At 64.4% G+C, this 22,542-nt stretch carries 22 protein-coding genes; 19 read left to right on the forward strand and 3 right to left on the reverse strand.

Features of this window, described 5'->3' with window-relative positions; genetic code table 11:
* A partial coding sequence (locus H582_RS26055; protein ID WP_043110950.1) for a hypothetical protein occupies window positions 1-222 on the forward strand: 222 nt, incomplete at its 5' end.
* A gap of 164 nt (window positions 223-386) precedes the next feature.
* Complete coding sequence (locus H582_RS0104955) at window positions 387-845, forward strand: GNAT family N-acetyltransferase (protein ID WP_028597638.1); 459 nt, start codon at window positions 387-389, stop codon at window positions 843-845.
* A gap of 113 nt (window positions 846-958) precedes the next feature.
* Here H582_RS0104955 and H582_RS0104960 read toward each other — a convergent pair whose 3' ends face one another.
* Window positions 959-1,900, reverse strand: a complete 942-nt coding sequence (locus H582_RS0104960; protein WP_028597639.1) for an ArsR/SmtB family transcription factor — start codon at window positions 1,898-1,900, stop codon at window positions 959-961.
* Window positions 1,901-2,073: 173 nt separating this feature from the next.
* On the opposite strand from H582_RS0104960, the gene H582_RS0104965 reads away from it, so the two are divergent.
* The 3 genes from H582_RS0104965 to H582_RS26060 all read left to right on the forward strand — a co-directional run bounded on the left by H582_RS0104965 (window position 2,074) and on the right by H582_RS26060 (window position 4,604).
* Window positions 2,074-3,573 carry an alpha-N-arabinofuranosidase gene (locus tag H582_RS0104965; protein ID WP_028597640.1) on the forward strand — a complete coding sequence of 500 codons (1,500 nt, stop codon included), beginning with the start codon at window positions 2,074-2,076 and terminating at the stop codon, window positions 3,571-3,573.
* A 63-nt stretch (window positions 3,574-3,636) separates the two neighbouring features.
* Window positions 3,637-3,849, forward strand: coding sequence for a DUF6171 family protein (locus H582_RS32720; RefSeq protein ID WP_240478946.1), 213 nt, complete (start codon window positions 3,637-3,639; stop codon window positions 3,847-3,849).
* Between the two features lie 176 nt (window positions 3,850-4,025).
* Entirely contained in the window at window positions 4,026-4,604 is a 579-nt protein-coding gene (locus H582_RS26060) for a hypothetical protein (protein WP_052332980.1), read from the forward strand.
* Between the two features lie 162 nt (window positions 4,605-4,766).
* On the opposite strand, the gene lexA is transcribed toward H582_RS26060, so the two are convergent.
* Window positions 4,767-5,390 carry a transcriptional repressor LexA gene (lexA, locus tag H582_RS0104980; protein WP_028597642.1) on the reverse strand — a complete coding sequence of 208 codons (624 nt, stop codon included), beginning with the start codon at window positions 5,388-5,390 and terminating at the stop codon, window positions 4,767-4,769.
* A 207-nt stretch (window positions 5,391-5,597) separates the two neighbouring features.
* On the opposite strand from lexA, the gene H582_RS29805 reads away from it, so the two are divergent.
* From H582_RS29805 to H582_RS0105005, 5 genes are all read left to right on the forward strand, one after another.
* Window positions 5,598-6,080, forward strand: a complete 483-nt coding sequence (locus H582_RS29805) for a LysM peptidoglycan-binding domain-containing protein (protein WP_084136657.1) — start codon at window positions 5,598-5,600, stop codon at window positions 6,078-6,080.
* A gap of 158 nt (window positions 6,081-6,238) precedes the next feature.
* A complete protein-coding gene (locus tag H582_RS0104990; RefSeq protein WP_028597643.1) occupies window positions 6,239-6,433 on the forward strand; it encodes a DUF896 domain-containing protein in 195 nt (64 codons plus the stop codon).
* Window position 6,434: 1 nt separating this feature from the next.
* Complete coding sequence (locus tag H582_RS0104995) at window positions 6,435-7,433, forward strand: aldo/keto reductase (RefSeq protein WP_028597644.1); 999 nt, start codon at window positions 6,435-6,437, stop codon at window positions 7,431-7,433.
* A 64-nt stretch (window positions 7,434-7,497) separates the two neighbouring features.
* Complete coding sequence (locus H582_RS0105000) at window positions 7,498-8,025, forward strand: hypothetical protein (protein ID WP_028597645.1); 528 nt, start codon at window positions 7,498-7,500, stop codon at window positions 8,023-8,025.
* A gap of 39 nt (window positions 8,026-8,064) precedes the next feature.
* A complete protein-coding gene (locus H582_RS0105005) occupies window positions 8,065-8,850 on the forward strand; it encodes an HAD family hydrolase (protein WP_028597646.1) in 786 nt (261 codons plus the stop codon).
* Window positions 8,851-9,068: 218 nt separating this feature from the next.
* On the opposite strand, the gene H582_RS0105010 is transcribed toward H582_RS0105005, so the two are convergent.
* Window positions 9,069-9,611: a 1,2-dihydroxy-3-keto-5-methylthiopentene dioxygenase gene (locus tag H582_RS0105010; protein WP_028597647.1), complete on the reverse strand. Its 543-nt coding sequence runs from the start codon at window positions 9,609-9,611 to the stop codon at window positions 9,069-9,071.
* Between the two features lie 156 nt (window positions 9,612-9,767).
* On the opposite strand from H582_RS0105010, the gene metH reads away from it, so the two are divergent.
* The 9 genes from metH (at window position 9,768) to H582_RS0105055 (ending at window position 22,440) form a co-directional block, all read left to right on the forward strand.
* Complete coding sequence (gene metH / locus H582_RS0105015) at window positions 9,768-13,208, forward strand: methionine synthase (RefSeq protein ID WP_028597648.1); 3,441 nt, start codon at window positions 9,768-9,770, stop codon at window positions 13,206-13,208.
* A gap of 61 nt (window positions 13,209-13,269) precedes the next feature.
* Complete coding sequence (rnz, locus tag H582_RS0105020) at window positions 13,270-14,220, forward strand: ribonuclease Z (RefSeq protein ID WP_028597649.1); 951 nt, start codon at window positions 13,270-13,272, stop codon at window positions 14,218-14,220.
* A 212-nt stretch (window positions 14,221-14,432) separates the two neighbouring features.
* Window positions 14,433-16,715, forward strand: a complete 2,283-nt coding sequence (locus tag H582_RS0105025) for a DEAD/DEAH box helicase (protein ID WP_028597650.1) — start codon at window positions 14,433-14,435, stop codon at window positions 16,713-16,715.
* Window positions 16,712-18,031, forward strand: coding sequence for a ribonuclease H-like domain-containing protein (locus tag H582_RS0105030; RefSeq protein ID WP_028597651.1), 1,320 nt, complete (start codon window positions 16,712-16,714; stop codon window positions 18,029-18,031). The genes H582_RS0105025 and H582_RS0105030 overlap by 4 nt, the downstream gene beginning before the upstream one ends.
* Window positions 18,028-18,876 (forward strand): HAD-IIA family hydrolase, encoded by an 849-nt coding sequence (locus H582_RS0105035; protein WP_052332982.1) that lies wholly within the window; start codon window positions 18,028-18,030, stop codon window positions 18,874-18,876. The genes H582_RS0105030 and H582_RS0105035 overlap by 4 nt, the downstream gene beginning before the upstream one ends.
* A 49-nt stretch (window positions 18,877-18,925) precedes the next feature.
* On the forward strand, window positions 18,926-19,744 hold the full coding sequence (locus H582_RS0105040) for an Fpg/Nei family DNA glycosylase (protein WP_028597653.1): 819 nt from the start codon (window positions 18,926-18,928) through the stop codon (window positions 19,742-19,744).
* 2 nt (window positions 19,745-19,746) lie between these two features.
* Entirely contained in the window at window positions 19,747-20,595 is an 849-nt protein-coding gene (locus H582_RS0105045; protein ID WP_028597654.1) for a deoxyribonuclease IV, read from the forward strand.
* 40 nt (window positions 20,596-20,635) lie between these two features.
* Window positions 20,636-21,427 (forward strand): ABC transporter ATP-binding protein, encoded by a 792-nt coding sequence (locus H582_RS0105050; RefSeq protein WP_043110951.1) that lies wholly within the window; start codon window positions 20,636-20,638, stop codon window positions 21,425-21,427.
* Complete coding sequence (locus tag H582_RS0105055) at window positions 21,424-22,440, forward strand: SAM-dependent methyltransferase (RefSeq protein ID WP_028597656.1); 1,017 nt, start codon at window positions 21,424-21,426, stop codon at window positions 22,438-22,440. The genes H582_RS0105050 and H582_RS0105055 overlap by 4 nt, the downstream gene beginning before the upstream one ends.
* Window positions 22,441-22,542 lie beyond the last annotated feature (102 nt).

Genomic DNA, 22,542 nt, shown 5'->3' on the forward strand with positions numbered 1-22,542 from the left:
ATGCTTTCCAAATTATACTACATCGCAGGGGGACATGGCATGAGACATGAAGTTGTTTTTACAAACGATCCCGGTCGTGAATCGATGGAGTTATGGGCATTGGCCACGTTGCTGGCGCATGAGGTGGAATTACCGGCAGACGTTGACGCTGTTACTGAATCCGGCCGTTATCGATTGACCTACGCCCCCCAATTCGCCCCCCTAACGCCCCCCGATGTGTGAAAAGCTTTGATCGACTTTGAAAACCCAGCCGCAAAGAAGTTAGCATTGGCGCCAAAGAAGCATTGATTTGACCCACTCTGCACCTGTAGAATATAAACAAGACGCAAGTGCATGAGTGGGAGCGCGATCAGTACCTGACGCTGTATTGATGAGGGCTTAGCAAGATGAAGATCATCATCGACGATTTGAACGGCCCCGAGATCCAGGCGCTGATCGCCGAGCATCTGCGCGACATGGCGGACAGCTCTCCGCCGGAGAGCGTCCATGCGCTCGATCTGAGCGGCTTGAAAAAGCCGGAGGTCACCTTTTGGAGCGTGTGGGAGGACGGCGAGCTGCTCGGCTGCGGAGCGCTCAAGCAGCTCGATGCCCGTCACGGAGAGCTGAAGTCGATGCGGACGGCATCCCGTCATCTGCGCAAGGGCGTGGCGCGGGCGCTCGTGGAGCATATCATCGGCGAAGCGCGCCGCCGCGGCTACGAGCGGCTCAGCCTGGAGACCGGCTCGATGGAGTCTTTCTTCCCGGCCCAGAGGCTTTATGCTTCGTTCGGATTCGTCGAATGCGGTCCGTTCGCGAGCTATGTACTGGACCCGAACAGCCTGTTCATGACCAAGGAGCTGGCGTAGGCGGACTCGGCTGCGCGCTTGCGTCAGCCAGCCGCGATGCTTGAAGCAAGCGGTTCAGCATGATAAAAAAGAGCGTTGTCCCTTTTGCGGACAACGCTCTTTTTTGGCTTTGCTCAAGGAGCGGAAGGCTCGCCGTCCTCATAGACGACCTCCAGCGCCATGTTTTCGTCATAATTGCCGAAGCCTTTGCCGAACAGCGTCATGCCTCCGCGATGGACGGCATCCTCTTCGACGGACAGACGCAGCGTCCATTCGCGGCGGCGCAGCTCGATATCCTGCAGCCGCACCTCGGACAGCTTGAGTCCGTCCATGAACGTCCCGTCGCCGGTGACGCGCAGCTGCTTGAGCAAGCCGTATTGATTCGTGAACGGCGACCACCATTCGGGCGTGAACTTGCCGGGCCGATCGCCGTAATCGCCGGGGCTTGTCCAGGTGCACAGCTTGACGCCGTTCAGCGTGAAGGTGATGTCCGAAGGGAAGTGGTTGTTCGTCGAGGGCGCCTCCGAAGCGACCTCGAGCGTCAGCGTGAGCTCAAGCGGCCTTTGGCTGGACAGCAGATAGTTCGGCGCTTTGTATTCGACAAAGCCCTTGCCGCCGAACCAGAGGATCGCGGCGGAGATGCGGCCCGGCTCCCAGAAGTAGCGCGGATCGTCGAAGCTGCCGATGACGCTTTCCGTCGTGGCGAGGCCGCATGTCGGCTCGATGCGGAAGTCCGAGTAATGTCCGACCGGCAGCTCGATCCGGTGGCTCTTGCGGCGGACGGGAGGCAGGTCGTCGGCAAACCGGACCTGCAAGGAGCGGGCGGCAGGCTGGCATATTTTCTGCACGCCGCTTTTGCCTGGAACGAGCTCGTAACGGAGCAGTCCCGCTTCGGCAAGCTTGCGCACATGCATCGTCATGATGGCGCTGGACAGGCTGCAGGCGGCCGCCAGCTCCTTGACGTTCATCGGCTTGTCCTGAAGCAGCCGCAGGATGCGCAGCCGGACCGGACTGGCCAGCGCCTCGTAGACAGGCAAGGAAGCCTCGGTCAGGTCAAGCGAGAGATCTTGTTCCATGGAATCGAATCCTTTTCAAGTCATTTTGTCTTCATCGTAAGGAAGCGGCGGATGAAATACAAGCAAGGCCTTGCCGCTGTGCAAAACACGTTGACGGATGGAAAGACGTTCCGTATACTATTCGCGTAGCTATTACTAGATTAATAATAACATTAATTAAAGGAGCGTCAACCATGACCGCAAAAGGCATTTTGAATCTGGACATCCAAAAAGGCAAGATCGACCGAAATGTATACGGGCATTTTTCGGAGCATCTGGGCCGCTGCATCTACGAGGGCCTCTGGGTCGGCGAGGACTCGCCCATTCCGAATACGAACGGCATCCGCAACGATGTCGTGGAAGCGCTTAAACAGATCCGGGTTCCGGTGCTGCGCTGGCCGGGAGGCTGCTTCGCGGACGAGTACCATTGGAAGGACGGCATCGGCTCGCGCGAGAAGCGCAAGCGCATGATCAACACGCATTGGGGCGGCGTTGTCGAGAACAACCATTTCGGGACGCATGAATTCATGGAGCTGTGCCGGCAGATCGGCTGCGAGCCTTACATCAACGGCAACGTCGGCAGCGGCACGGTGCAGGAGATGGCCGAATGGGTGGAGTACCTGACCTTCGAGGGCGTCTCCCCGATGGCGGAGCTGCGCGCGGAAAACGGCCGCGAGGAGCCGTGGAAGGTGGCGTACTTCGGCGTCGGCAACGAGAACTGGGGCTGCGGAGGCAACATGCGGCCGGAGTATTATGCCGATCTGTACCGCCGCTACCAGACCTATGTCCGCAACTACGGCGGCAACCGGATCGAGCGCATCGCTTGCGGCGCGAATTCCGACGACTATCGCTGGACCGAGGTGCTCATGCGCGAGGCGGGACGATTCATGGACGCGCTGACGCTTCATTACTACACGCTGCCGCGCGACAGCTGGCAGGACAAGGGCGACGCGACCGGCTTCGACGAGGCGGAGTGGTTCTCCACGCTCCGGAAGTCGCTCCGCATGGACGAGCTGATCACGCGCCACAGCGCGATCATGGATCAATATGATCCGGATGCCCGAGTGGCGCTCATCGTCGACGAATGGGGAACCTGGTACAACGTCGAGCCGGGCACGAACCCGGGCTTCCTGTATCAGCAGAACACGATCCGCGACGCGCTGGTCGCATCGCTGACGTTCCATATTTTCCACGAGCATAATCGCCGCGTGCGGATGGCGAACATCGCGCAGACGGTCAACGTGCTGCAGGCGGTCGTACTGACGGAGGGAGACAAGGCGCTGCTGACGCCGACTTATCATGTGTTCGACATGTACAAGGTTCATCAGGATGCCGAGCGGCTGGATCTGCAGCTGACGAGCGGCAGCTATCGCTTCGGCGAGGAAGAGATTCCGGCGGTCAGCGGAACGGCGACCCGCGACCAGGAAGGGAACGTCCACATCAGCCTCTGCCATCTCGATCCTCATGCTTCGGCAGAGACGACGCTGTCTCTGCGCGGCCTGCAGGATGGCGGCAGCTGGTCGGGCCTCGTGCTCGCCGGAGACAGCATCGACGCGCACAACACGTTCGAGCATCCGGAGCGCTTGCGTCCGGAGGCGTTCGACGGCTTCAAGCGGCAGGGCGAGGAGCTGGTCGTGACGCTGCCGCCGATGTCGGTCGTGACGCTGAAGCTGAGCGCGCCGGCCCAAGCCTGACGCAGCATGGCCGATACCGACTGCAAGGGCTGCCGGGAAGGCTACCGGGTGACCGAGGCGCAGATGCAGAGGCTGCTTGCGACGTCGGCATTCGCCCCGGACAAGCGGGTCGAGGCGGCGACCTATGAGCGCCGCCTCGAGGCCTGCCGATCGTGCGCGAAGCTGGAGGATGGAGTCACTTGCCGGGCCTGCGGCTGCATCATGCCCGTTGTCGCCTGGCTGCGAGCGCGCGAATGTCCTTTGCCGGGGCAGCGGCGCTGGGCGAGCGAGCCATAGCGGCGACGGGCAGTTAGACGGGAGGAACGGCTCCGGCAGCTTGGACCGGGCGATCGGGCAGGATCGCCGGTTCGGCTGCGGAGCCGTTTTTTTTGCTGCCGTCCTTCCGGTCTATCGCTCTCGACGTCCGCATATGCTGAGTCCGAGAGAATCGGCAACGGAAGGGAGTGACATGCATGAGCTCGTCCCGCAGGCGGGTCCCGCCCGGACCGCTGCCGCCATCGGCGCTATCCCGAACGGCCGGCGTCATGCTGCCGCTGTACCGGGAGTTCCTGCGCAGCAGGAAGTTCGCCGAACGCTGGTGCGAAGCGGTGCGCGAGGCGGATCTCGACACGCTGCTGAAGCTGCTCGGCCGGTTCGTGCCGCGCCGGGACATCCAATCGTTCAGCACGAACGGCATCGGCTTTTTCGCGGATGTGCGGGTCGCGGAGCCGTTCGGGCATTATACCAACGCGACGACGATCGTGCCCGGCATGGCGCAGTTCACCTTTCAGCCGGAAGCGCTGCGGCTCATCAGCCGTGCGATCCTGCCGCTTTATCGGAGGCTGTCGTCGAATCCGGCCTATGCGCGGCTGGTCGCGCTGGCGGTCAGCCGCAGCGACGAGGGGAGGCTGAAGCGCCTCGTGCTGCCTTATGCCCGAAGCCGCTATCTTGCCGGCATCCATATCGAGAGCGCGGGCTTTTATATGAGCTTCAAGCTGCCGGGAAGCCGCCTCGTCTATGTGAATGAATTTTTCCAGGAGAAGCTTCGTTGAACGCCGCCTCGGCATCGCGAAAAACGAGAACCTTTGACAAAAAAGCGCGCACTCTGTCGGAGTGCGCGCTTCGTTGAATAAGGGCGGAAGCGGCTGGGTAATGAAGGAAACTCGGCGCCGTCAGGCCTCTCGGGACGAGCGGCCGGAAAAGGGCGGACAAGCTCAGTGGATGTCGCGGAACAATCCGATCACCTTGCCGAGGATGCTGACATTTTTGAGCCGGATCGGCTCCATCGAGGCATTTTCGGGCTGCAGGCGGATGTGGTCCTTCTCTTTGTAGAAGGTCTTGACGGTGGCCTCGTCATCCTCCGTCATCGCGACGACGATGTCGCCGTTGGTCGCGGAGGACTGCTGGCGGACGATGACGTAATCGCCGCTATGTATGCCGGCCTCGATCATGCTGTCGCCGATGACGCTGAGCATGAACACGTCATGGTCGCCGACGAAATGGGCCGGGAGGGGGAAGTACTCCTCGATGTTCTCCGTAGCGGTGATCGGCATGCCGGCCGTGACCTTGCCGACGACCGGAATCTTGCTGACCGCGGTCGGGAAGGGCAGCTCCGTCGGGGAATCGCCGTCAAGGATCTCGATCGCGCGCGGCTTGGTCGGGTCGCGGCGGATCAGGCCTTTCTTCTCCAGGCGGTCGAGATGGCCGTGGACGGTCGAGCTGGATGCCAGCCCTACCGCTTCGCCGATCTCGCGGACCGAAGGCGGGTATCCCTTGTCGCGGACTTCGTTTTTGATGAAGTCGAGAATCGCCTGCTGGCGGTTGGACACTTTAGACATCGCACTCACTCCAAGAATAGGTATAGTAGACCATACGCGTTTTCAAAAGTATACCACAGAACCCGAGTTCGTACAAACATAAGTTCGAGAAACAGCTGTTCGCCCGATCGATCGCAGGGAAGGGAACAAATGTTCCAAAATGCCGTTGACGGAAACAAGCGTTCGTGCTAATCTGAAGCCAGAACAAATGTTTGGGGAGTGGATTTCATGTTGACATTATCGGGATACAGCAGTCCAAGACAAGCCGCATCTTCGCCGTACGACGGCGGGCTCTCGCCCATGACCTCCGATATGGACCGCGCCGCGAGCCAGCTCCGCCGCGCATCCTCTGCCCGTGCCGGCGCCGGGCCGCGGCGTGCCGCCGCGAGCCGCGAGCGGGCTTCGTTCCGGCCGGCTTCCTCATGGACGGTCCGCCGCCTGCTGCCGTGGACGGTCTCGGCGCTGCTGCTTGTCCTGCTTCTCGTCAGCCTCTGGGGCGTCGGCGGAGCCGAGGGAGCCGAGATCGCTCCGGCTGGACCGGACGAAGGAACCGTAGTCGTGACCGCCGGCGATACGCTCTGGTCGATCGCCTCCGCTCACGCCATCGCCGCCGATACCCGGGAGGGCGTCTATCGCCTTCAGAAGCGCAACGGCCTCGCTTCCCCGTCGATCGAGCCAGGCGACACGCTCATCATTCCGGCCACCCGCTGACCTTCGGCCTATGCTGCGGCCTCCCCCCATAATGAGAGACTCCCCATTCAGCCCTCCGGCCTCCGCCTGAGGGCCGGGCTGCTTTCTTGACATGTCTTCCCTCATCGTTCAAAGTGAGAAGGAAAAGCATTTTTCGGTCGAGGGGGGAGGAATCGGAAGTGGATATCAATGCGCTGATCAACCGGATCAACGAGCTGTCCCGCAAGGATAAGACGATCGGACTCACGCCCGATGAAGTCATAGAGCGCACCCGCCTGCGCAAGGAATACCTGGACAATTTCAAGCGCAATTTCAGGCAGCAGCTGGACAGCATCGAATGGACGGACGGACCGGAGAAGGAGAAGGAGGAATAGCATGGAATACCGTCTTCTTGGCCGCAGCGGCCTCGTCGTCTCGGAGCTGTGCCTCGGGACGATGACGTTCGGCCATACCGCGTCGGAATCCGACAGCGCGCGCATGATCGAGGAATTCCGCGAGCAGGGCGGGAACTTCCTCGATACCGCGAACGTATATGTGCAGGGCCGCTCGGAGGAGATCGTCGGACGCGCGATCAAGCCGTATCGGGACGAGATCGTGCTCGCGACGAAGGTGCGGATGCGCACCGAGCCCCATGTCAACGGCGTCGGCTTGTCCCGCAAGCATATCGTGCAGAACGTAGAGGCAAGCTTGAAGCGGCTCGGCACGGACTATATCGATCTTTATCAGGTGCATGTGTGGGACCGCCTCACTCCGCTCGACGAGACGCTGCGCGCGCTCGACGATCTCGTGGCCGCCGGCAAGGTGCGCTACATCGGCTGCTCCAACTATCTCGCCTGGCAGATGATGAAGGCGCTCTCCATCAGCGATGCGAGGGGCTGGTCGCGCTTCGTAAGCGTGCAGCCTCAATACAGCCTCGCCTGCCGGGACATCGAGCGCGAGCTGGTGTCGCTCAGCCTGGAGGAGAATGTCGGCATCATTCCGTGGGCGCCGCTTGCAGGGGGCTTCCTGACCGGCCGCTACGGCAAGGACAAGCCGACGGAAGGCCGGCTGTCCCGTCCGTCGGGAGAGAGCGCATGGGAGCTGCGGGCGACCGACCGCAACTTCGCCATCCTGGACAAGCTTCAGGAGATCGCCGAGGCGGCGGGGCGGACCCCGGCCCAGACGGCGCTGCGCTGGCTTATCCAGGCGCCCGGCGTCGTCTCGCCGATCTTCGGCGCCAGCACGCTGGAGCAGTTCCGCGACAACATGGGCGCCGCGGGCTGGACGCTGCAGCAGGACGCCTGGGCGGAGCTGGACGAGGCGAGCCGCCTGCCGGACGATTATCCGACGCGCTTCATCCGCAAGTTCGACCGCGGCCTGATCCCGGCCGAATGACGTGCGGGCCGCGCGCGGCCCGCTTCAACGAGTAGAAAAGAATTCTAGATGGAGGTCATCCGATTTGTCACGCTCCTGGGAACGCAAGGTGCGCCGGAATTCGGCGCAGCTCAACAAGAATTTGAAAAAAAGAGGCATCGATCCGATCGCGGCGAAAAGCTCTGCCGCCAGCTCGAGCGCGACGACGCGCTTCAAGGGCCGCAACTTCATCTCGCCGATCCTGCTGCTGCTGTTCGTCGGCGCCTATACGCTGCTGATGCCGATGCAGGTTCAGGAAGACGGCACGAGCCAGACGTTGAGTTGGTTCGTCGTCGCCGCATACGCGTTCCTCGCGCTGATGTTCTTCGTGCGGCGCCCGTACCTGCAGGTCGGAGCGGATCATGTGCAGACTCGCCGCATGATGGGGGACAAACGTCTTGGCAAGGATGAGATCAAAAGCATCATGGTGCAAAAGGGATATGTCGTCATCCAGCCGGCAAAAGGCGGCAACTGGGTGTTCTCGCGCTTGATGAACCGCTATCCGGTCGAGCAGATGGGCGAACGGCTGGAGAAGCTGGCTGCGGCGCACGGCATTCCTTTCCAAAAAAGCTAGCCTAGACAATTCGGACGAGTGCCGGGGGGAGACGGGAACATGGCGAAACAAGCGGTTCTATTCGATTTGGACGATACGCTGCTCTGGGACGAGCGCAGCGTGGAGGAGGCCTTCCGCGCCACATGCGAGCTCGCCGAGGCGAAGCGGGGAGTCGATCCCGCCAGCCTGGAGCGGGCGGTTCGCGAGGCGGCGCGGGAGCTGTACAGCTCCTTTGAGACGTTTGAGTTTACCAAAAGCATCGGCATCAACCCGTTCGAGGGGCTCTGGGCGCGCTTCAGCGGCGGCGAGCATGAGTCGTTCCGCAAGCTGGAGCAGCTCGCGCCGGGCTACCGTCGGGAATCGTGGACGCGCGGTCTGGCCGCGCTCGGCGTGGACGATCCGGAGCTCGGAGCCGAGCTGGCGGAGAAGTTCCCCGAGGAGCGGCGCAAGCGCCCGATCGTGTATGAGGAGACGTTCGAGGTGCTGGACGCGCTCAAAGGCAAGTACAAGCTGCTGCTGCTGACGAACGGCACGCCGGATCTGCAGGAGGAGAAGCTGCTCGGCGTGCCGGAGCTGACTCCTTATTTCGACGAGATCGTCATCAGCGGCAACTATGGCATCGGCAAGCCGGACGCCAGCCTGTTCCGCCATGCGCTGGAGCTCATCGGCGTGCAGCCCGAGGATGCGGTCATGGTCGGCGACAAGCTGACGACGGATATCCTCGGCGCCAATACGATCGGCATGACGAGCATCTGGGTCAATCGCGACGGCAAGACGCGCTCGGACGAAATCGTGCCGCAGCATGAGATCTCGCGGCTCGACCAGCTGCTTCAGCTGCTCGGCTGAGGGAAGTGCCATGCGGACCCGCGGGTCCGCAATGCCGTTCGACCGCATGAGTCCAATGGGCCGCATGGGCCGGCGGGACTCATGCGGCCGCGGCGGTCGGCGGGACTCATGCGGCCGCGGCGGTGTGCCCTCCGCGCCGGCCGATTCCATCGCACAGCAAAAGCGCCTGCTCCGCAAGGGAGCAGGCGCTTTTTCATCGTTGTGCCGCAGGAATGGAATCAGGCCTTTTGAAACTCCGGATCGGAGTAGTCATGCGCGATCCAGCCGTCCTTCTCGATGAACAGGCGCACGGCGACGATCTTGCGGTTGTCCATCAGCGTGAAGAAATGGGGCTTGTTCTCCGGTACGGAGATGACATCGCCCGCCTCGAGCTCGACGTCGAAGTAGCCGACATCGTCCGTGCCCTTGATGATGAAGATGCCGCGTCCGGCTGTAATGGCGCGGATCTCGTCCTCGGTATGCGTATGGACGTTCTCGAACTTGGCGAGCAGCTCCTCGATGTTCGGCGTCGCCTCGGACAGCGTGATGATGTCCCAGATCTGATAGCCGCGGCGGCTTGCCAGATCGCGGATCTCGGCATCGTACGTCTCGAGGATGCGGGCTTTCTCCTCATCGGTCAGGACGAACTTCTCGCGCAGCGATTCGTCCAGCTTGTCCGGATTCCAATGCTCGTACAGCACTTCCTGCGAATCCAAAAATGCTTTGACCTGCTCCTCGCCGGAGATGCGCTCGTCCGTATTGCGGATGCGAATTTCAGCCATGGCTAATTCCCTCTTTTCCTATGGGCATGTATTGGATAAGCTTATACCCTCTATTATAAATCAACTTGCACAGCTTGTCGATGAGAGTTCTTTTCACTCGGCTCTTCTTCTGCTACACTAAACGGTAATGATTTTTGGGGGGAAGGGTGTAGAGAATTGTCGAAGCCGACTTTGCATGAAATGCTGGAAAAGCGCATCCTGATCATGGACGGAGCGATGGGCACGATGATCCAGCAGGCGGATCTCCGTCCCGAGGATTTTGGCGGCGAGGAGCTCGACGGCTGCAACGAGATGCTCGTGCTGACGCGTCCGGACGTCATCAGATCCATCCATGAGCAGTACCTCGAGGCGGGCGCGGATCTGATCGAGACGAACACGTTCGGCGGAGCCAGCATCGTGCTGGCCGAGTACGACATTCCCGAAAAGGCGCGCGAGATCAATCTGGCCGCCGCCCGGATCGCCCGCCAGGCGGCGGATCGCTTCAGCACGCCGGAGCATCCTCGCTTCGTCGTCGGCGCGATCGGGCCGACGACGAAAACGCTGTCGGTGACCGGCGGCGTCACCTTCGACGGCCTCGTCGAGAGCTACCGCGAGCAGGCGCTCGCGCTGATCGAAGGCGGCGTCGACGCGATGCTGCTGGAGACGAGCCAGGATACGCTCAACGTCAAGGCCGGCAGCATCGCCATCCGCGAAGCGTACGAGCTGGCGGGCGTGAAGCTGCCGCTCATGATCTCGGGCACGATCGAGCCGATGGGCACGACGCTGGCCGGTCAGAACATCGAGTCGTTCTACATCTCGCTGGAGCATCTGGAGCCGATCTCGATCGGCCTCAACTGCGCGACCGGACCGGAGTTCATGCGCGACCATATCCGTACGCTGAGCGACATCGCCCATGCGGCGATCAGCTGCTATCCGAACGCCGGCCTGCCGGACGAGAACGGCCAGTACCATGAATCGCCGCAGTCGCTCGCGCTCAAGATGGGCGCCTTCGCCGAGCGCGGCTGGCTCAACATCGCCGGCGGCTGCTGCGGCACGACGCCGGCCCATATCCGCGCGCTGGCGGAGACGATGGCCGGCTACGCCCCCCGGCAGCGGAAAGGCTCGCACGCCCCGGCCGTGTCCGGCATCGAGACGGTCTACATCGAGCCGGACAACCGGCCCTACATGGTCGGCGAACGCACGAACGTGCTCGGCTCCCGCAAGTTCAAGCGGCTGATCGTCGAGGGCAAGTACGAGGAGGCGGCGGAAATCGCCCGCGCCCAGGTCAAGAAAGGCGCGCATGTCATCGACGTCTGCCTGCAGGACCCGGATCGCGACGAAAGCGAGGACATGCGGCGCTTCCTGGAAATCGTCGTCAAGCTCGTCAAGGCGCCGCTCGTCATCGACACGACCGATCCTGCCGTCATCGAGCTGTCGCTCAAGTACTCGCAGGGCAAGGCGATCATCAACTCGATCAACCTGGAGGACGGGGAAGAGAAGTTCGAGGCGGTCGTGCCGATCCTGCACAAGTACGGCGGCGCCGTCGTCGTCGGCACGATCGACGAGCGCGGCCAGGCGATCAAGCGGGAGGACAAGCTGGCGGTCGCGCAGCGCTCCTACGACCTGCTCGTCGGCAAGTACGGGCTGCAGCCGGAGGACATCATTTTCGATCCGCTCATGTTCCCGGTCGGCACCGGCGACGAGCAGTACATCGGCTCCGCCGAGGAGACGGTCGAGGGCATCCGGCTCATCAAGCAGGCGATGCCGCGCTGCCATACGATCCTCGGCATCAGCAACATCAGCTTCGGCTTGCCGGAGGCCGGCCGCGAGGTGCTGAACTCCGTCTACCTGTACGAATGCACCAAGGCGGGCCTCGACTACGCGATCGTCAACACGGAGAAGCTCGAGCGCTACGCTTCGATCCCCGAGCATGAGCGCAAGCTGGCGGAGGATCTCATCTACCGGACGAACGACGAGACGCTCGCCGCCTTCGTCGCCGCCTTCCGCGAGAAGAAGGTCGAGCGGAAGGAGAAGAAATCGAGCCTGCCGCTCGACGAGCGCCTCGCGTCCTATGTGGTGGAGGGGACGAAGGAAGGGCTGTTCGCCGACCTCGACGAAGCGCTGCTCGCGCAGGCTCCGCTCGAGATCATCAACGGTCCGCTCATGAAGGGCATGGACGAGGTCGGCCGGCTGTTCAACAACAACGAGCTGATCGTAGCCGAGGTGCTGCAGAGCGCGGAGGTGATGAAGGCGTCGGTCGCCCATCTGGAGCCGTTCATGGAGAAGAACGAGTCGTCGGTCAAGGGCAAGATCATCCTGGCGACCGTCAAGGGCGACGTGCACGACATCGGCAAGAACCTCGTCGAGATTATTCTTGCCAATAACGGGTATCATATCGTAAACCTGGGCATCAAGGTGCCGCCGGAGCAGCTGATCGAAGCGCAGCGCCGGGAAAAGGCCGATGCGATCGGCCTCTCCGGCCTGCTCGTCAAGTCGGCTCAGCAGATGGTCGTCACCGCGCAGGATCTCCGGAATGCGGAGATCGACGTGCCGATCCTTGTCGGCGGCGCGGCGCTGACCCGCAAGTTCACGAAAACCCGGATCGGACCGGAGTACGACGGCCTCGTCCTGTATGCCAAGGATGCGATGGACGGCCTCGACATCGCCAACAAGCTGATGAACAAGGATCACCGCGCGGCGCTCGAAGCCGAGCATGCGGAGCAGAAGGCGTCCGGAGCGGTCGCCGTCGAGGAAAAGCCGCAGCTGCCGCAGCTGACGCGCGCGGTCCGCAGCAAGATTTCGCAGGACGCGCCGGTATTCGTGCCGCCGGATCTGGAGCGCCATATCCTCCGCAGCGTGCCGATTCCGCAGATCGTGCCGTATGTGAACATGCAGATGCTGCTCGGCCACCATCTCGGCGTGCGCGGCAAGGTCGAGGAGCTGCTCGCGCAGCGGGACGAAAAGGTCGTCGCGCTCAAGGAGACCGTCGACGGCATTCTCGCCGAAGCGGCGCGGGACGGCATCATCCAGGCGCATGGCATGTACCGGTTCTTCCCGGCGCAATCGGACGGAAACGATATCGTCGTCTACGATCCTCAGGACCAAGCGAAGGTGCTGAAGCGCTTCAGCTTCCCGCGCCAGCAGGTGGAGCCTCATCTTTGCCTCGCCGACTATTTGCGCAGCGTCGAGAGCGGCGAGATGGACTACGTCGGCTTCCTCGTCGTGACGGCGGGAGCGGGCGTGCGGGATTTGGCGGGCGAGTGGAAGGACAAGGGCGACTACCTGCGCTCCCATGCGCTGCAGGCGGTGGCGCTCGAGGTGGCCGAGGGACTCGCCGAACGCGTCCATCACATGATGCGCGACGTCTGGGGCTACCCCGATTCGCCGGAGATGACGATGAAGCAGCGGCATGGAGCGCGCTACCAGGGCATCCGCGTGTCGTTCGGCTATCCGGCTTGTCCGAATCTCGAGGATCAAGGGCCGCTGTTCGAGCTGATGCATCCGGAGGATATCGGCGTCGAGCTGACCGAAGGCTTCATGATGGAGCCGGAGGCTTCGGTTTCCGCCATGGTGTTCGCGCATCCGGAAGCGCAGTACTTCAACGTAGACAAAGCTTGAGCCGAAACCAAGGCGAGCCGCTTGCGGACGCATCCGGAGGGAAGGAAAGGAGGAGGGAGCGATGGAGCTGACGTTTCTAGGCACGGGGGCGGGAAGGCCGTCGCGGCAGCGCAACGTCACCGCCATGGCGCTGACGCTGCCTCCGCCTCGCTGCTCGGCATGGCTGTTCGATTGCGGGGAGGCGACACAGCATCAGCTCATGAACACGCCGATCAAGATCAGCCGGATCGAAGCCGTGTTCATCACGCATCTGCACGGCGATCATGTAAACGGCTTGCCCGGCCTGCTGAGCAGCCGCTCCTACCATCCCGGGGCCGGCCCGCTGCGCCTGTTCGGGCCGACGGGGCTCAAGGCCTATCTCGAGGCCGTCTTCAGCGCGACCTACTCGCATCTGGAGTACGAGCTGATCGTAACCGAGCTGGTCGAAGGCGTCGTTTATGAAGAGGACGATTACACGGTAGAGGCGTATCCGCTGCAGCATCGGGTTCCTTGCTGGGGCTACCGCCTTACGGAAAAAGACCGCCCGGGAGCGCTGGACGCCGAGAAGGCGCGCGCGCTCGGCGTCCCGTTCGGCCCGCTGCTCGGCCAGCTCAAAAACGGCCGCGACGTCCGCCTGCCGGACGGGCGGACCGTGCGCAGCTCGGACGTCACGGCTCCCGACCGCAAAGGCCGGGTCATCACGATCCTCGGCGACACGGTGCCCTGCGATAACATCGCGCGGCTCGCGGCGAACGCCGACCTGCTCGTGCACGAGGCGACGTTCCAGGGCGACATGGCCGAGAAAGCCGCCGCCTACGGGCATTCGACGACGCTGCAGGCGGCGGAGGCGGCGCGGCAGGCCGGGGCGAAGCGGCTGTACATGACGCATTTCAGCAGCCGCTACCGCGACGAGGACATGGACGGCCTCGTCGCCGAGGCGCGGACGCTGTTCCCGGAAAGCTATGCGGGAGCGGATCTGCTTGCGATCGAAGTGCCGAGGCCCGGGGAGCCGGAGACGGACGGGACCTGCTGAGCGAGCCTTCCGGCCTTGCGGCGCAGCTTGAAGCGATTGATGTCGGCTTCCTTCGGGGAGCCGATTTTTTTGCCTTTCCTCCGTTCGAACCCCGTTAATCATTAACCTCGTTAAAATTGGATGGGATTAATTCGATGCCGAGGAAAGGATTGCGGGCCGAACATGCATTCTGTACAATAGAAAGACTTGAAGCAAAGAGCGGAGGGAAGACCATGAACCGATGGACGGGAAGAGCGGACAGCCTGGACGACTGGCTGCTGGAGCTTCGGGATGACCCCGAAATCATGGAGCATGTGACCCATTGGCAGACGATTCCGGCGCGCGAGGCGCGGACGCGTCCGTTCCCGGACGAGCTGCATCCGAAGCTCGCCGAGGCGCTGCGGTGCAAGGGCATCGAAGCGCTGTTCACCCATCAGCATGACGCTTACCGGCATGTGCGCGCGGGCAGGCATGTCGTCGCCGTGACGCCGACGGCCTCCGGCAAGACGATGTGCTACAACCTGCCGGTGCTGCAGTCGCTGCTCGAGGACGATGCGGGACGGGCGCTCTACTTGTTCCCGACAAAAGCGCTGGCGCAGGATCAGGTGGCGGAGCTGCAGCAGCTCGCCGACCGGATGGAGGTCGAGCTCAAGACGCATACGTATGACGGGGACACGCCGCCGCAGGTGCGCCAGGCGATCCGCAATGCCGGCCATATCGTCGTGACGAATCCCGACATGCTGCATTCGGCGATCCTGCCGCATCATACGAAGTGGGTCAAGCTGTTCGAGAACATCCGCTACATCGTCATCGACGAGCTGCACGCCTACCGCGGCGTGTTCGGCAGCCATGTCGCCAACGTCATCCGCCGGCTGCTCCGCATCTGCCGCTTCTACGGCTCGGAGCCGCAGTTCATCTGCGCCTCGGCGACGATCGACAATCCGCAGGAGCATGCCGAGCGGCTGCTCGGCTGTCCGGTCGCGCTCGTCGACGACAACGGCGCGCCAATGGGAGAGAAGCACTTCATCTTCTACAACCCGCCGGTCGTCAATCAGCAGCTCGGCATCCGCCGCAGCAGCGTGCTCGAGACGCGCAAGCTGGCGGCGCGCCTGCTCCAGCAGGGCGTGCAGACGATCGTGTTCGCGCGCAGCCGCGTGCGGGTCGAGCTGCTGCTGACGTATTTGCAGGACGCGGTGCGCGGCAAGCTGGACGACCGGACGATCCGCGGCTACCGCGGCGGCTATCTGCCCAAGCTGCGGCGCGAGATCGAAAAGGGACTGCGCACGGGAGAGATCCGCGGCGTCGTCAGCACGAACGCGCTGGAGCTCGGCATCGACATCGGCCAGCTGCAGGCTTGCGTCATGAACGGCTATCCCGGCACGGTGGCGAGCACCTGGCAGCAGTCGGGGCGCGCCGGGCGCAGGCAGACGAGCTCGGTGACGTTCCTCGTCGCCAGCAGCAATCCGCTCGACCAGTACATGGTCCAGCATCCGGACTTCTTCTTCAGCGCTCCGCCGGAGCGCGCGCTCATCCATCCCGACAACCTGCTCATCCTCATCGACCATGTCAAATGCGCCGCCTACGAGCTCCCGTTCCGCGCGGGCGACACGTTCGGCGGCGAGCGGCTCGAGGACATGCTCGAGTTCCTCACGGAGGAAAAGGTGCTGCATCACGTCAAGGACCGCTGGTACTGGATGGAGCAGAGCTTTCCCGCGCACGGCATCTCGCTGCGCTCCGCCGCGCAGGAGAACGTCGTCATCATCGACCTCAGCGAGGGCAGCCGCGTGCTCGGCGAGGTCGACCGCTTCAGCGCGCCGACGCTCGTGCACGAGGAGGCGATCTACATCCACGAGGGCGTGCAGTACCAGGTGGAGAAGCTCGACTTTCCGGAAAAGAAAGCCTATGTGCGCCGCGTCGACGTCGACTACTATACGGATGCGAGCCTCGCGGTGGAGCTCAAGGTGCTCCATGCGGACAAGGAGCGGACGAGCGGCCGGCTGCGGCTGCAGTACGGAGAGGTGACGGTCAACGCCAAGCCGACGATCTTCAAGAAGATCCGGCTGCGGACGCACGAGAACATCGGCTCCGGTCCGATCCATCTGCCCGAGGAGGAGCTGCACACGAGCGCCTACTGGTTCAGCTTCAGCCCGGAGGCGGCGGAAGGGATGAACGCGAACGACATGCAGTTCGCGCTGCTCGGCCTGGCGAACGTGCTCGTGCATATCGCCCCGCTCTATCTGATGTGCGATCCGCTCGACATCCGCGTCGTGCCGCAGGTCAAGGCGGTGCATACGCAGCTGCCGACGATCTATTTCTACGACCGCTATCCGGGCGGCATCGGCCTCGCGGAGCGGCTGTACGCGGTGCATGACGAGCTGCTGGCCCGCGCCAGCGGATTGATCGCCTCATGCGGCTGCCTGAGCGGCTGTCCGGCCTGCGTCGGGCCGATCGAGGAGGTCGGGCTGCTCGGCAAGCGGCAGGCGCTGCAGCTCATCGGACAGGCGGTGCGCCCATGAGCTCGCTGCGGGATCGGATGAACCGGCTGCGCGGCGTCAAGCCGGCGGAGGAGCAGGAAGCATCGCCCGGCCGGTCGGAGCAGGAAGCGGCGGCGGAGTGCCTGGCCGCTGCCCACTACGAAGAGGGCGATGCGGGCCCGGGCTGGGCGGAGCTCGGCGTGCGGCTGCATGTCAATGAATCCGGCGAATGCCTTGAGCGCCGCCTGCGGCTGCCGCTGACGCATCGCAGCGGCCATCACCGGCTGCAGGAGTGGACCGATGCCTGCGCCCGGCTGGCCGCTTTTCATCCGGAGGCGGGGGCGGCGCCGCTGCCGGGCGACGTGCTGTTCCTCGACCTCGAGACGACCGGGCTCGGCGGCGGGACCGGCAACGTGCCGTTCATGACGGGGCTCGGCTACTTCGAGGCGGACCGTTATGTCGTGCGGCAATTCCTGATCCGCCATCCGGCGGAGGAGCGGGCGATGCTCGCCGAGCTGGAGGCGCTGCTGCCGCGCTTCCGCTGGCTGGCCACGTACAACGGCCGCTCGTTCGACTGGCCGCTCGTGCAGACGCGCCTCATTTTGAACGGCCTCGGCCGCTCGCTGCCGGAGCTGCTGCATCTCGACTTCCTCCATCCGTCGCGCAGCATCTGGAAAAACACCCTCGCCTCCTGCCGGCTGAGCCATGTGGAGGAGGAGCGGCTCGGCATCTTCCGCGAGGACGACGTGCCGGGCTCGATGGCTCCGACGCTGTACTTCCGCTATTTGGCGGAAGATGACCCCTCCGTGCTCGAAGGCGTGTTCCGCCACAACGAGCAGGACATGGTGACGCTGGCCTGCCTCGGCATCCGCTTCGGCCGGCTGCTCGCCGGCGAGGCCGGAGCGGCTTTTCCGATGCCGGACGCCGGCGAGGAGCTGCTGCGGACCGGCCTTTGGCTGGAGCGGATGGGCGAGGCCGAGGAGGCGGAGCGGCTGTACGGGCGGCTCGCCCGCCTCGGCGCCTCCCCGGACGTGCTGCACGGGCTCGCGATGAGGGACAAGAAGGCTGGCAATTGGGAACGCGCTGTGGTATTGTGGCAACGAGCCGCGGCCGTGGGCGCGGCGAGAGCCGTGCCCGACTGGCGCCCGCATGTCGAGCTGGCCATGTACTACGAGCACAAGGCCAAGGACAGCCTGGCTGCGCTGCTGCTGGCGGAGGAGGCGCTCGGCCTCGCCTCCGCGCATCCGCTCCAGAGGCGCGATTCCCGGCGCCGAGCGGAGCTCGAGGAGCTGCGCAAGCGCCGGGACCGCCTGCTCCGCAAGGCGGGGGCGGCATCAGACAGGGGGGCGGAAGCATGACGAACGAGACGGCGAAGCTGGAGCTTCCCGGACTGCGCCGGCCGGACCGGCCGATATCCGGCTTGCTGCTGGATCTGGACGGCACGATCTACCGCGGAGACGAGGCGATCGAAGGGGCGCCGGAGCTGATCGGATCGCTCCGCGCCGCGCGCATTCCTTATTTGTACGTGACGAACAATTCCTCGGCCAGCCCCGAGGACGTAGCCGAGCGGCTGCGCCGGATGGGCATTCCCGCCGAGGCGGACGAGGTGTGCACCTCCGCCCAGGCGGCGGCCGCGCATGCGGCGGAGCTGTATCCGGGCGGCCGCGTGTTCCTGATCGGCGAGAGCGGCTTGTCCGAGGCGCTGCTGGCGGCCGGACTGACGCTCGCGGACGAGGGCGCGGACGTGGTCGTGCAGGGCATCGACCGCGACTTTACATACGGCAAGGCGGCTGCCGCCGTGCGCGAGCTGCTCGGCGGGGCAGGCTATATCATGACCAATCCCGACCTGCTGCTGCCTTCCAAGGGCGGCCTGTTTCCCGGAGCGGGCTCGATCGGCGCGATGCTGCGCGCCGCGTCCGGCGTGGAGCCGGTGCTGATCGGCAAGCCGTCTCCGGTGCTGATGGACTACGCGCTGGAGCGGCTTGGACGGCCCGCGGACGAAGTGTGGGTCGTCGGCGACAATCTTGCGACCGACATCGCTTCGGGCGAAAGCTCGGGCTGCCGGACGATCCTCGTCCTGACGGGGCTTACGGATGCCGAGAGCTATGCGCGCTACGCCGAGGCGGCGGGCGTCCTGCCGTTCGCCTCCTGCGAGGGGCTCGCCGAGCTGTCCGCGTATATAACGCGCGGGAACGGGACATAAGAACGGGACGCGAAGTCCCTACACCATGAGGAAGGATGCGAAGCCAACCATGCCGGAATATCCCGAGATGGATCGATACCGCGTGCTGCTGTCGGACGCCTTGGCGGGGCAGAAGATCGTCTCCGCCGAGGTCGGCCGCGAAAAATCGCTGAATGTTCCCGCCGATGAGTTCATCCGCCGCGTGCAAGGACGCGCGGTCTGGTTCGTCGAGCGCCGGGGCAAGCATCTGCTGCTGCATCTGGACAGCGGCGAGCGCCTGCTCGCGCATCTGATGCTGGGCGGCTGGATGTTCTACGGCTCGGAGGAGGAAAAGCCGGACCGGACGGTGCAGGTGCGGCTCGGCTTCGAGCGCGGGAATCTGTACTTCATCGGGCTGCGGCTCGGCTATCTGCATCTGCTGAGCGCGCGCGAGGCGGAGGCGAGGCTCGCCGAGCTCGGTCCGGAGCCGCTCGATCCGAAGCTGACGGAGGAGCGGTTCGCGCAGCGGCTGCTCGCCAAAAAGCGAAGCGCGCTCAAGTCGGCGCTCGTCGACCAGAGCGTGCTGGCCGGCATCGGCAACTGCTACGCCGACGAGATCGCCTGGCAGGCGGAAGTGCGGCCGGGCGCGCGCATCGGCTCGCTGGAGCCGGCGACGCTGTCGAGGCTCTACGCGTCGACGCAGGCCGTGCTGACCGAGGCCAAGACGCTCGGCGGCTACATGGAGCATCCGTTCCGCGTCGGCGACGAGACGACGGGCGGCTACAACAGCCAGTGCAAGGTGTACGACCGGCCGGGCGAGCCTTGCCTGCGCTGCGGCACCAAGATCGTGCAGGAGGAGCAGTCGTCGCGCAAGGTGTTCTTCTGTCCGAGCTGCCAGAAGGAGCATTGACGATGAGCCGCTTCGGCAGGCTCGGCTGCCATGTGAGCACGCGCGGCGGCTACCGTGCGGCGGCCGAACGGGCCGCGGCGATCGGCTGCGGCTCGTTCCAGTATTTCCCCAAAAATCCGCGCTCGCTCGGCGTCAAGGCGTTCGATCGCGGCGATGCAGGCCGCTGCCGCGAGTTTTGCGTCGAGCGGGGCATCGAGTCGATCGCCCATTCGCCGTATCCGTGCAATTTGGCTTCGGCGGATGCCGGCACCCGCGAGCGGACGGCGCTCTCGCTGCTGAACGATCTCGACATCGCCGAAAGCTGCGGATCCTCGGGCGTCGTCGTGCATTTCGGCGTCTACAAGGACGGCGACCCGCTGGAAGGGTACAAGCTGATGATCCGCACGCTCGACTTCATCACCGAGCGCTGGGACGGCCGCTGCCGGCTGCTGATCGAGAATCAGGCGGGCAACCACGGCTTCATGGGCATGACGATGGAGGAGCTGGCGCAGGTGCTGGCGCTGTGCCGCGAGCCGGACAAGCTCGGCATCTGCATCGACAGCTGCCATCTGTTCGCGAGCGGCGTCTGGGATGGCGGCGAGCAGCCGGCATGGTCGGTCTCCGCGGCCGGAGCCGCGGCGCGGGGGCAGGTGCGAGCGCTTCATCTCAACGGCTCGGTCTACCCGTCCGGCTCGCGCAAGGACCGGCATGCCCGGATCGGCGAGGGCGAGCTCGGACTGGCCGGGCTCGGCTGGCTGCTGCGCCATTTTCCCGGCGTGCCTGCCGTGCTGGAGACGAGCCAGGACGACGGCGGCGGCTACGAGGGCCAGCTGGAGCGGCTGCTCGGCGCGGAAGCGGAGGGCCGGCGATGAACCGCTGCGGCAAGAAGATCGACCTCGAGGAGGGATGCCCATGACGGCCGTCATGGAGCTGGACCGGCTGCATCTGCAGCGGGACCAGCGGACGATTTTGAACGAGGTCAGCCTGCGGATCGGCCGCGGCGAGCAGTGGGTGCTGCTCGGCCGCAACGGCTCGGGCAAGACGACGCTGCTCGAGATGATGACCGGCTATCTGTTCCCGACGAGCGGCACGCTCGACGTGCTCGGCTTCCGCTATGGGGAATGCGACGTGCGCGAGGTCCGCAAGCGGATCGGCTATATCAGCCAGTCGCTGCTCGAGAAGCTGGCGCTCGCCGATCCCGTCTGGGAAGTCGTGGCGACGGGCGAATACGCTTTCCTGCGCTTTTATCAGGAGATCGACCCCGCTGTCAAAAGCAAGGCGCTCGCCCAGCTCGAGCGGGCGGGGCTCGCCCATGCCGCCGAGCAGCCGCTCGGCACGCTGTCCCAGGGCGAGCGCAAGAAGGTGCTGCTCGCCCGCGCCCTCATGAGCTCGCCGGAGCTGCTCATTCTCGACGAGCCGTGCTCCGGTCTCGATCTGCATGAGCGGGAGAAGCTGCTGGCGTCGATCGCCCGGCTGACGGACGAGCGGATGACCGTGCTGTATGTGACTCACCATATGGAAGAGATCCTGCCGCTGTTCACCCATGTGGCGCTGCTGCACGAGGGCAGCCTGCTTCATGCAGGCCCCAAGGAGCAGGTGCTGCGGAGCGACGTGCTCTCGCAGGCGTATGAGGCGCCGATCGAGGTGGATTGGGATTACGGCAGGCCATGGATAAAAGTAAGAGCGGATGGTGTAGAGAATTGACCGTTTGGATAGGTACCGCCAACAAGCAATACGCCTCCTATGCGATGGAGGAGCTCCGCCGGCAGTTCGAGGGCATGTCGCTCTCGCAGCTGTCGCCGGGCGAGACGTTTCTGATGCAGCTGCCGCAAGGGCGCGATGAGGTGCTGGAGTCGATCCAGGCCCGCAAGCCGATCTTCCTGCGCCATCTGCAGCCGGTCGACGCGTCGCGCGCGATGTCGCTCGACGCCGACGACCTCGACTGGCTGAGCGACTGGCTGCGGCTCGCGCGCGGCCAGCTCGCCGGCCAGCGGGTCGGCGTCCATATCCGCAAGGCGGAGGGCAGCCCGTTCCCTTACTCCGCCGCCGACGCGCGAGCCGTGCTCGACGCCGTGCTGGCCGAGGCGGGAGCGGAGCCGGCGCACAAGCAGCCGGATGCGCTCGTCGCCGTCTACGCGGCGCGCGATACGCTGTATGCGGGCATCGGCACGCCGCAGGAGATGCTGAGCGACTGGCCGGGCGGAGCCGTCCGCTTCCAGCGCGAGGACGGCCAGATTTCGCGGGCCAAGTTCAAGCTGCTCGAGGCCGAGCGCGAATTCGGGCTCGACTACTCGCGATACTCGCGGGCGCTCGACATCGGCGCGGCGCCGGGCGGCTGGACGTCGCTGCTGCTCGAGCGCGGGCTCAAGGTGACGGCGGTCGACCCCGCCGAGCTCCATCCCTCGCTGCAGGCGTACCGGACGCTGACCGTGCTGCGCAAAAACGCCTCCGAGGTCAAGTTCGCCCCGGGCAGCTTCGATCTGCTCGTCTGCGACATGAGCTGGAGCCCGATGCAGATGTGCCGGCTCGTGCTCGATCTCGCGCCGGCGCTGCAAAGCGGAGGCACGGCGATCGTCACGATCAAGCTTATGCACCGCAAGCCGCTGCAGACGATCCGCGAGGTGATGCAGCGCTTCGGCGAGGCGTTCGAGATCGTCGGCGCGCGCCAGCTTTTCCACAACCGGGAGGAAATGACCCTCTGCATGACGAAACGATAAATAATAAGAACGGCATCATTCAAACGGGAAAGCATCCCGCATGCCGGCAGACTCTCTATGGGGAGAAGTCTGCCTGCGGCGGGATGCTTTTTTTCATTCGGG

The organism is Paenibacillus pasadenensis DSM 19293, assembly GCF_000422485.1.
Lineage (GTDB): Bacteria > Bacillota > Bacilli > Paenibacillales > Paenibacillaceae > Paenibacillus_O > Paenibacillus_O pasadenensis.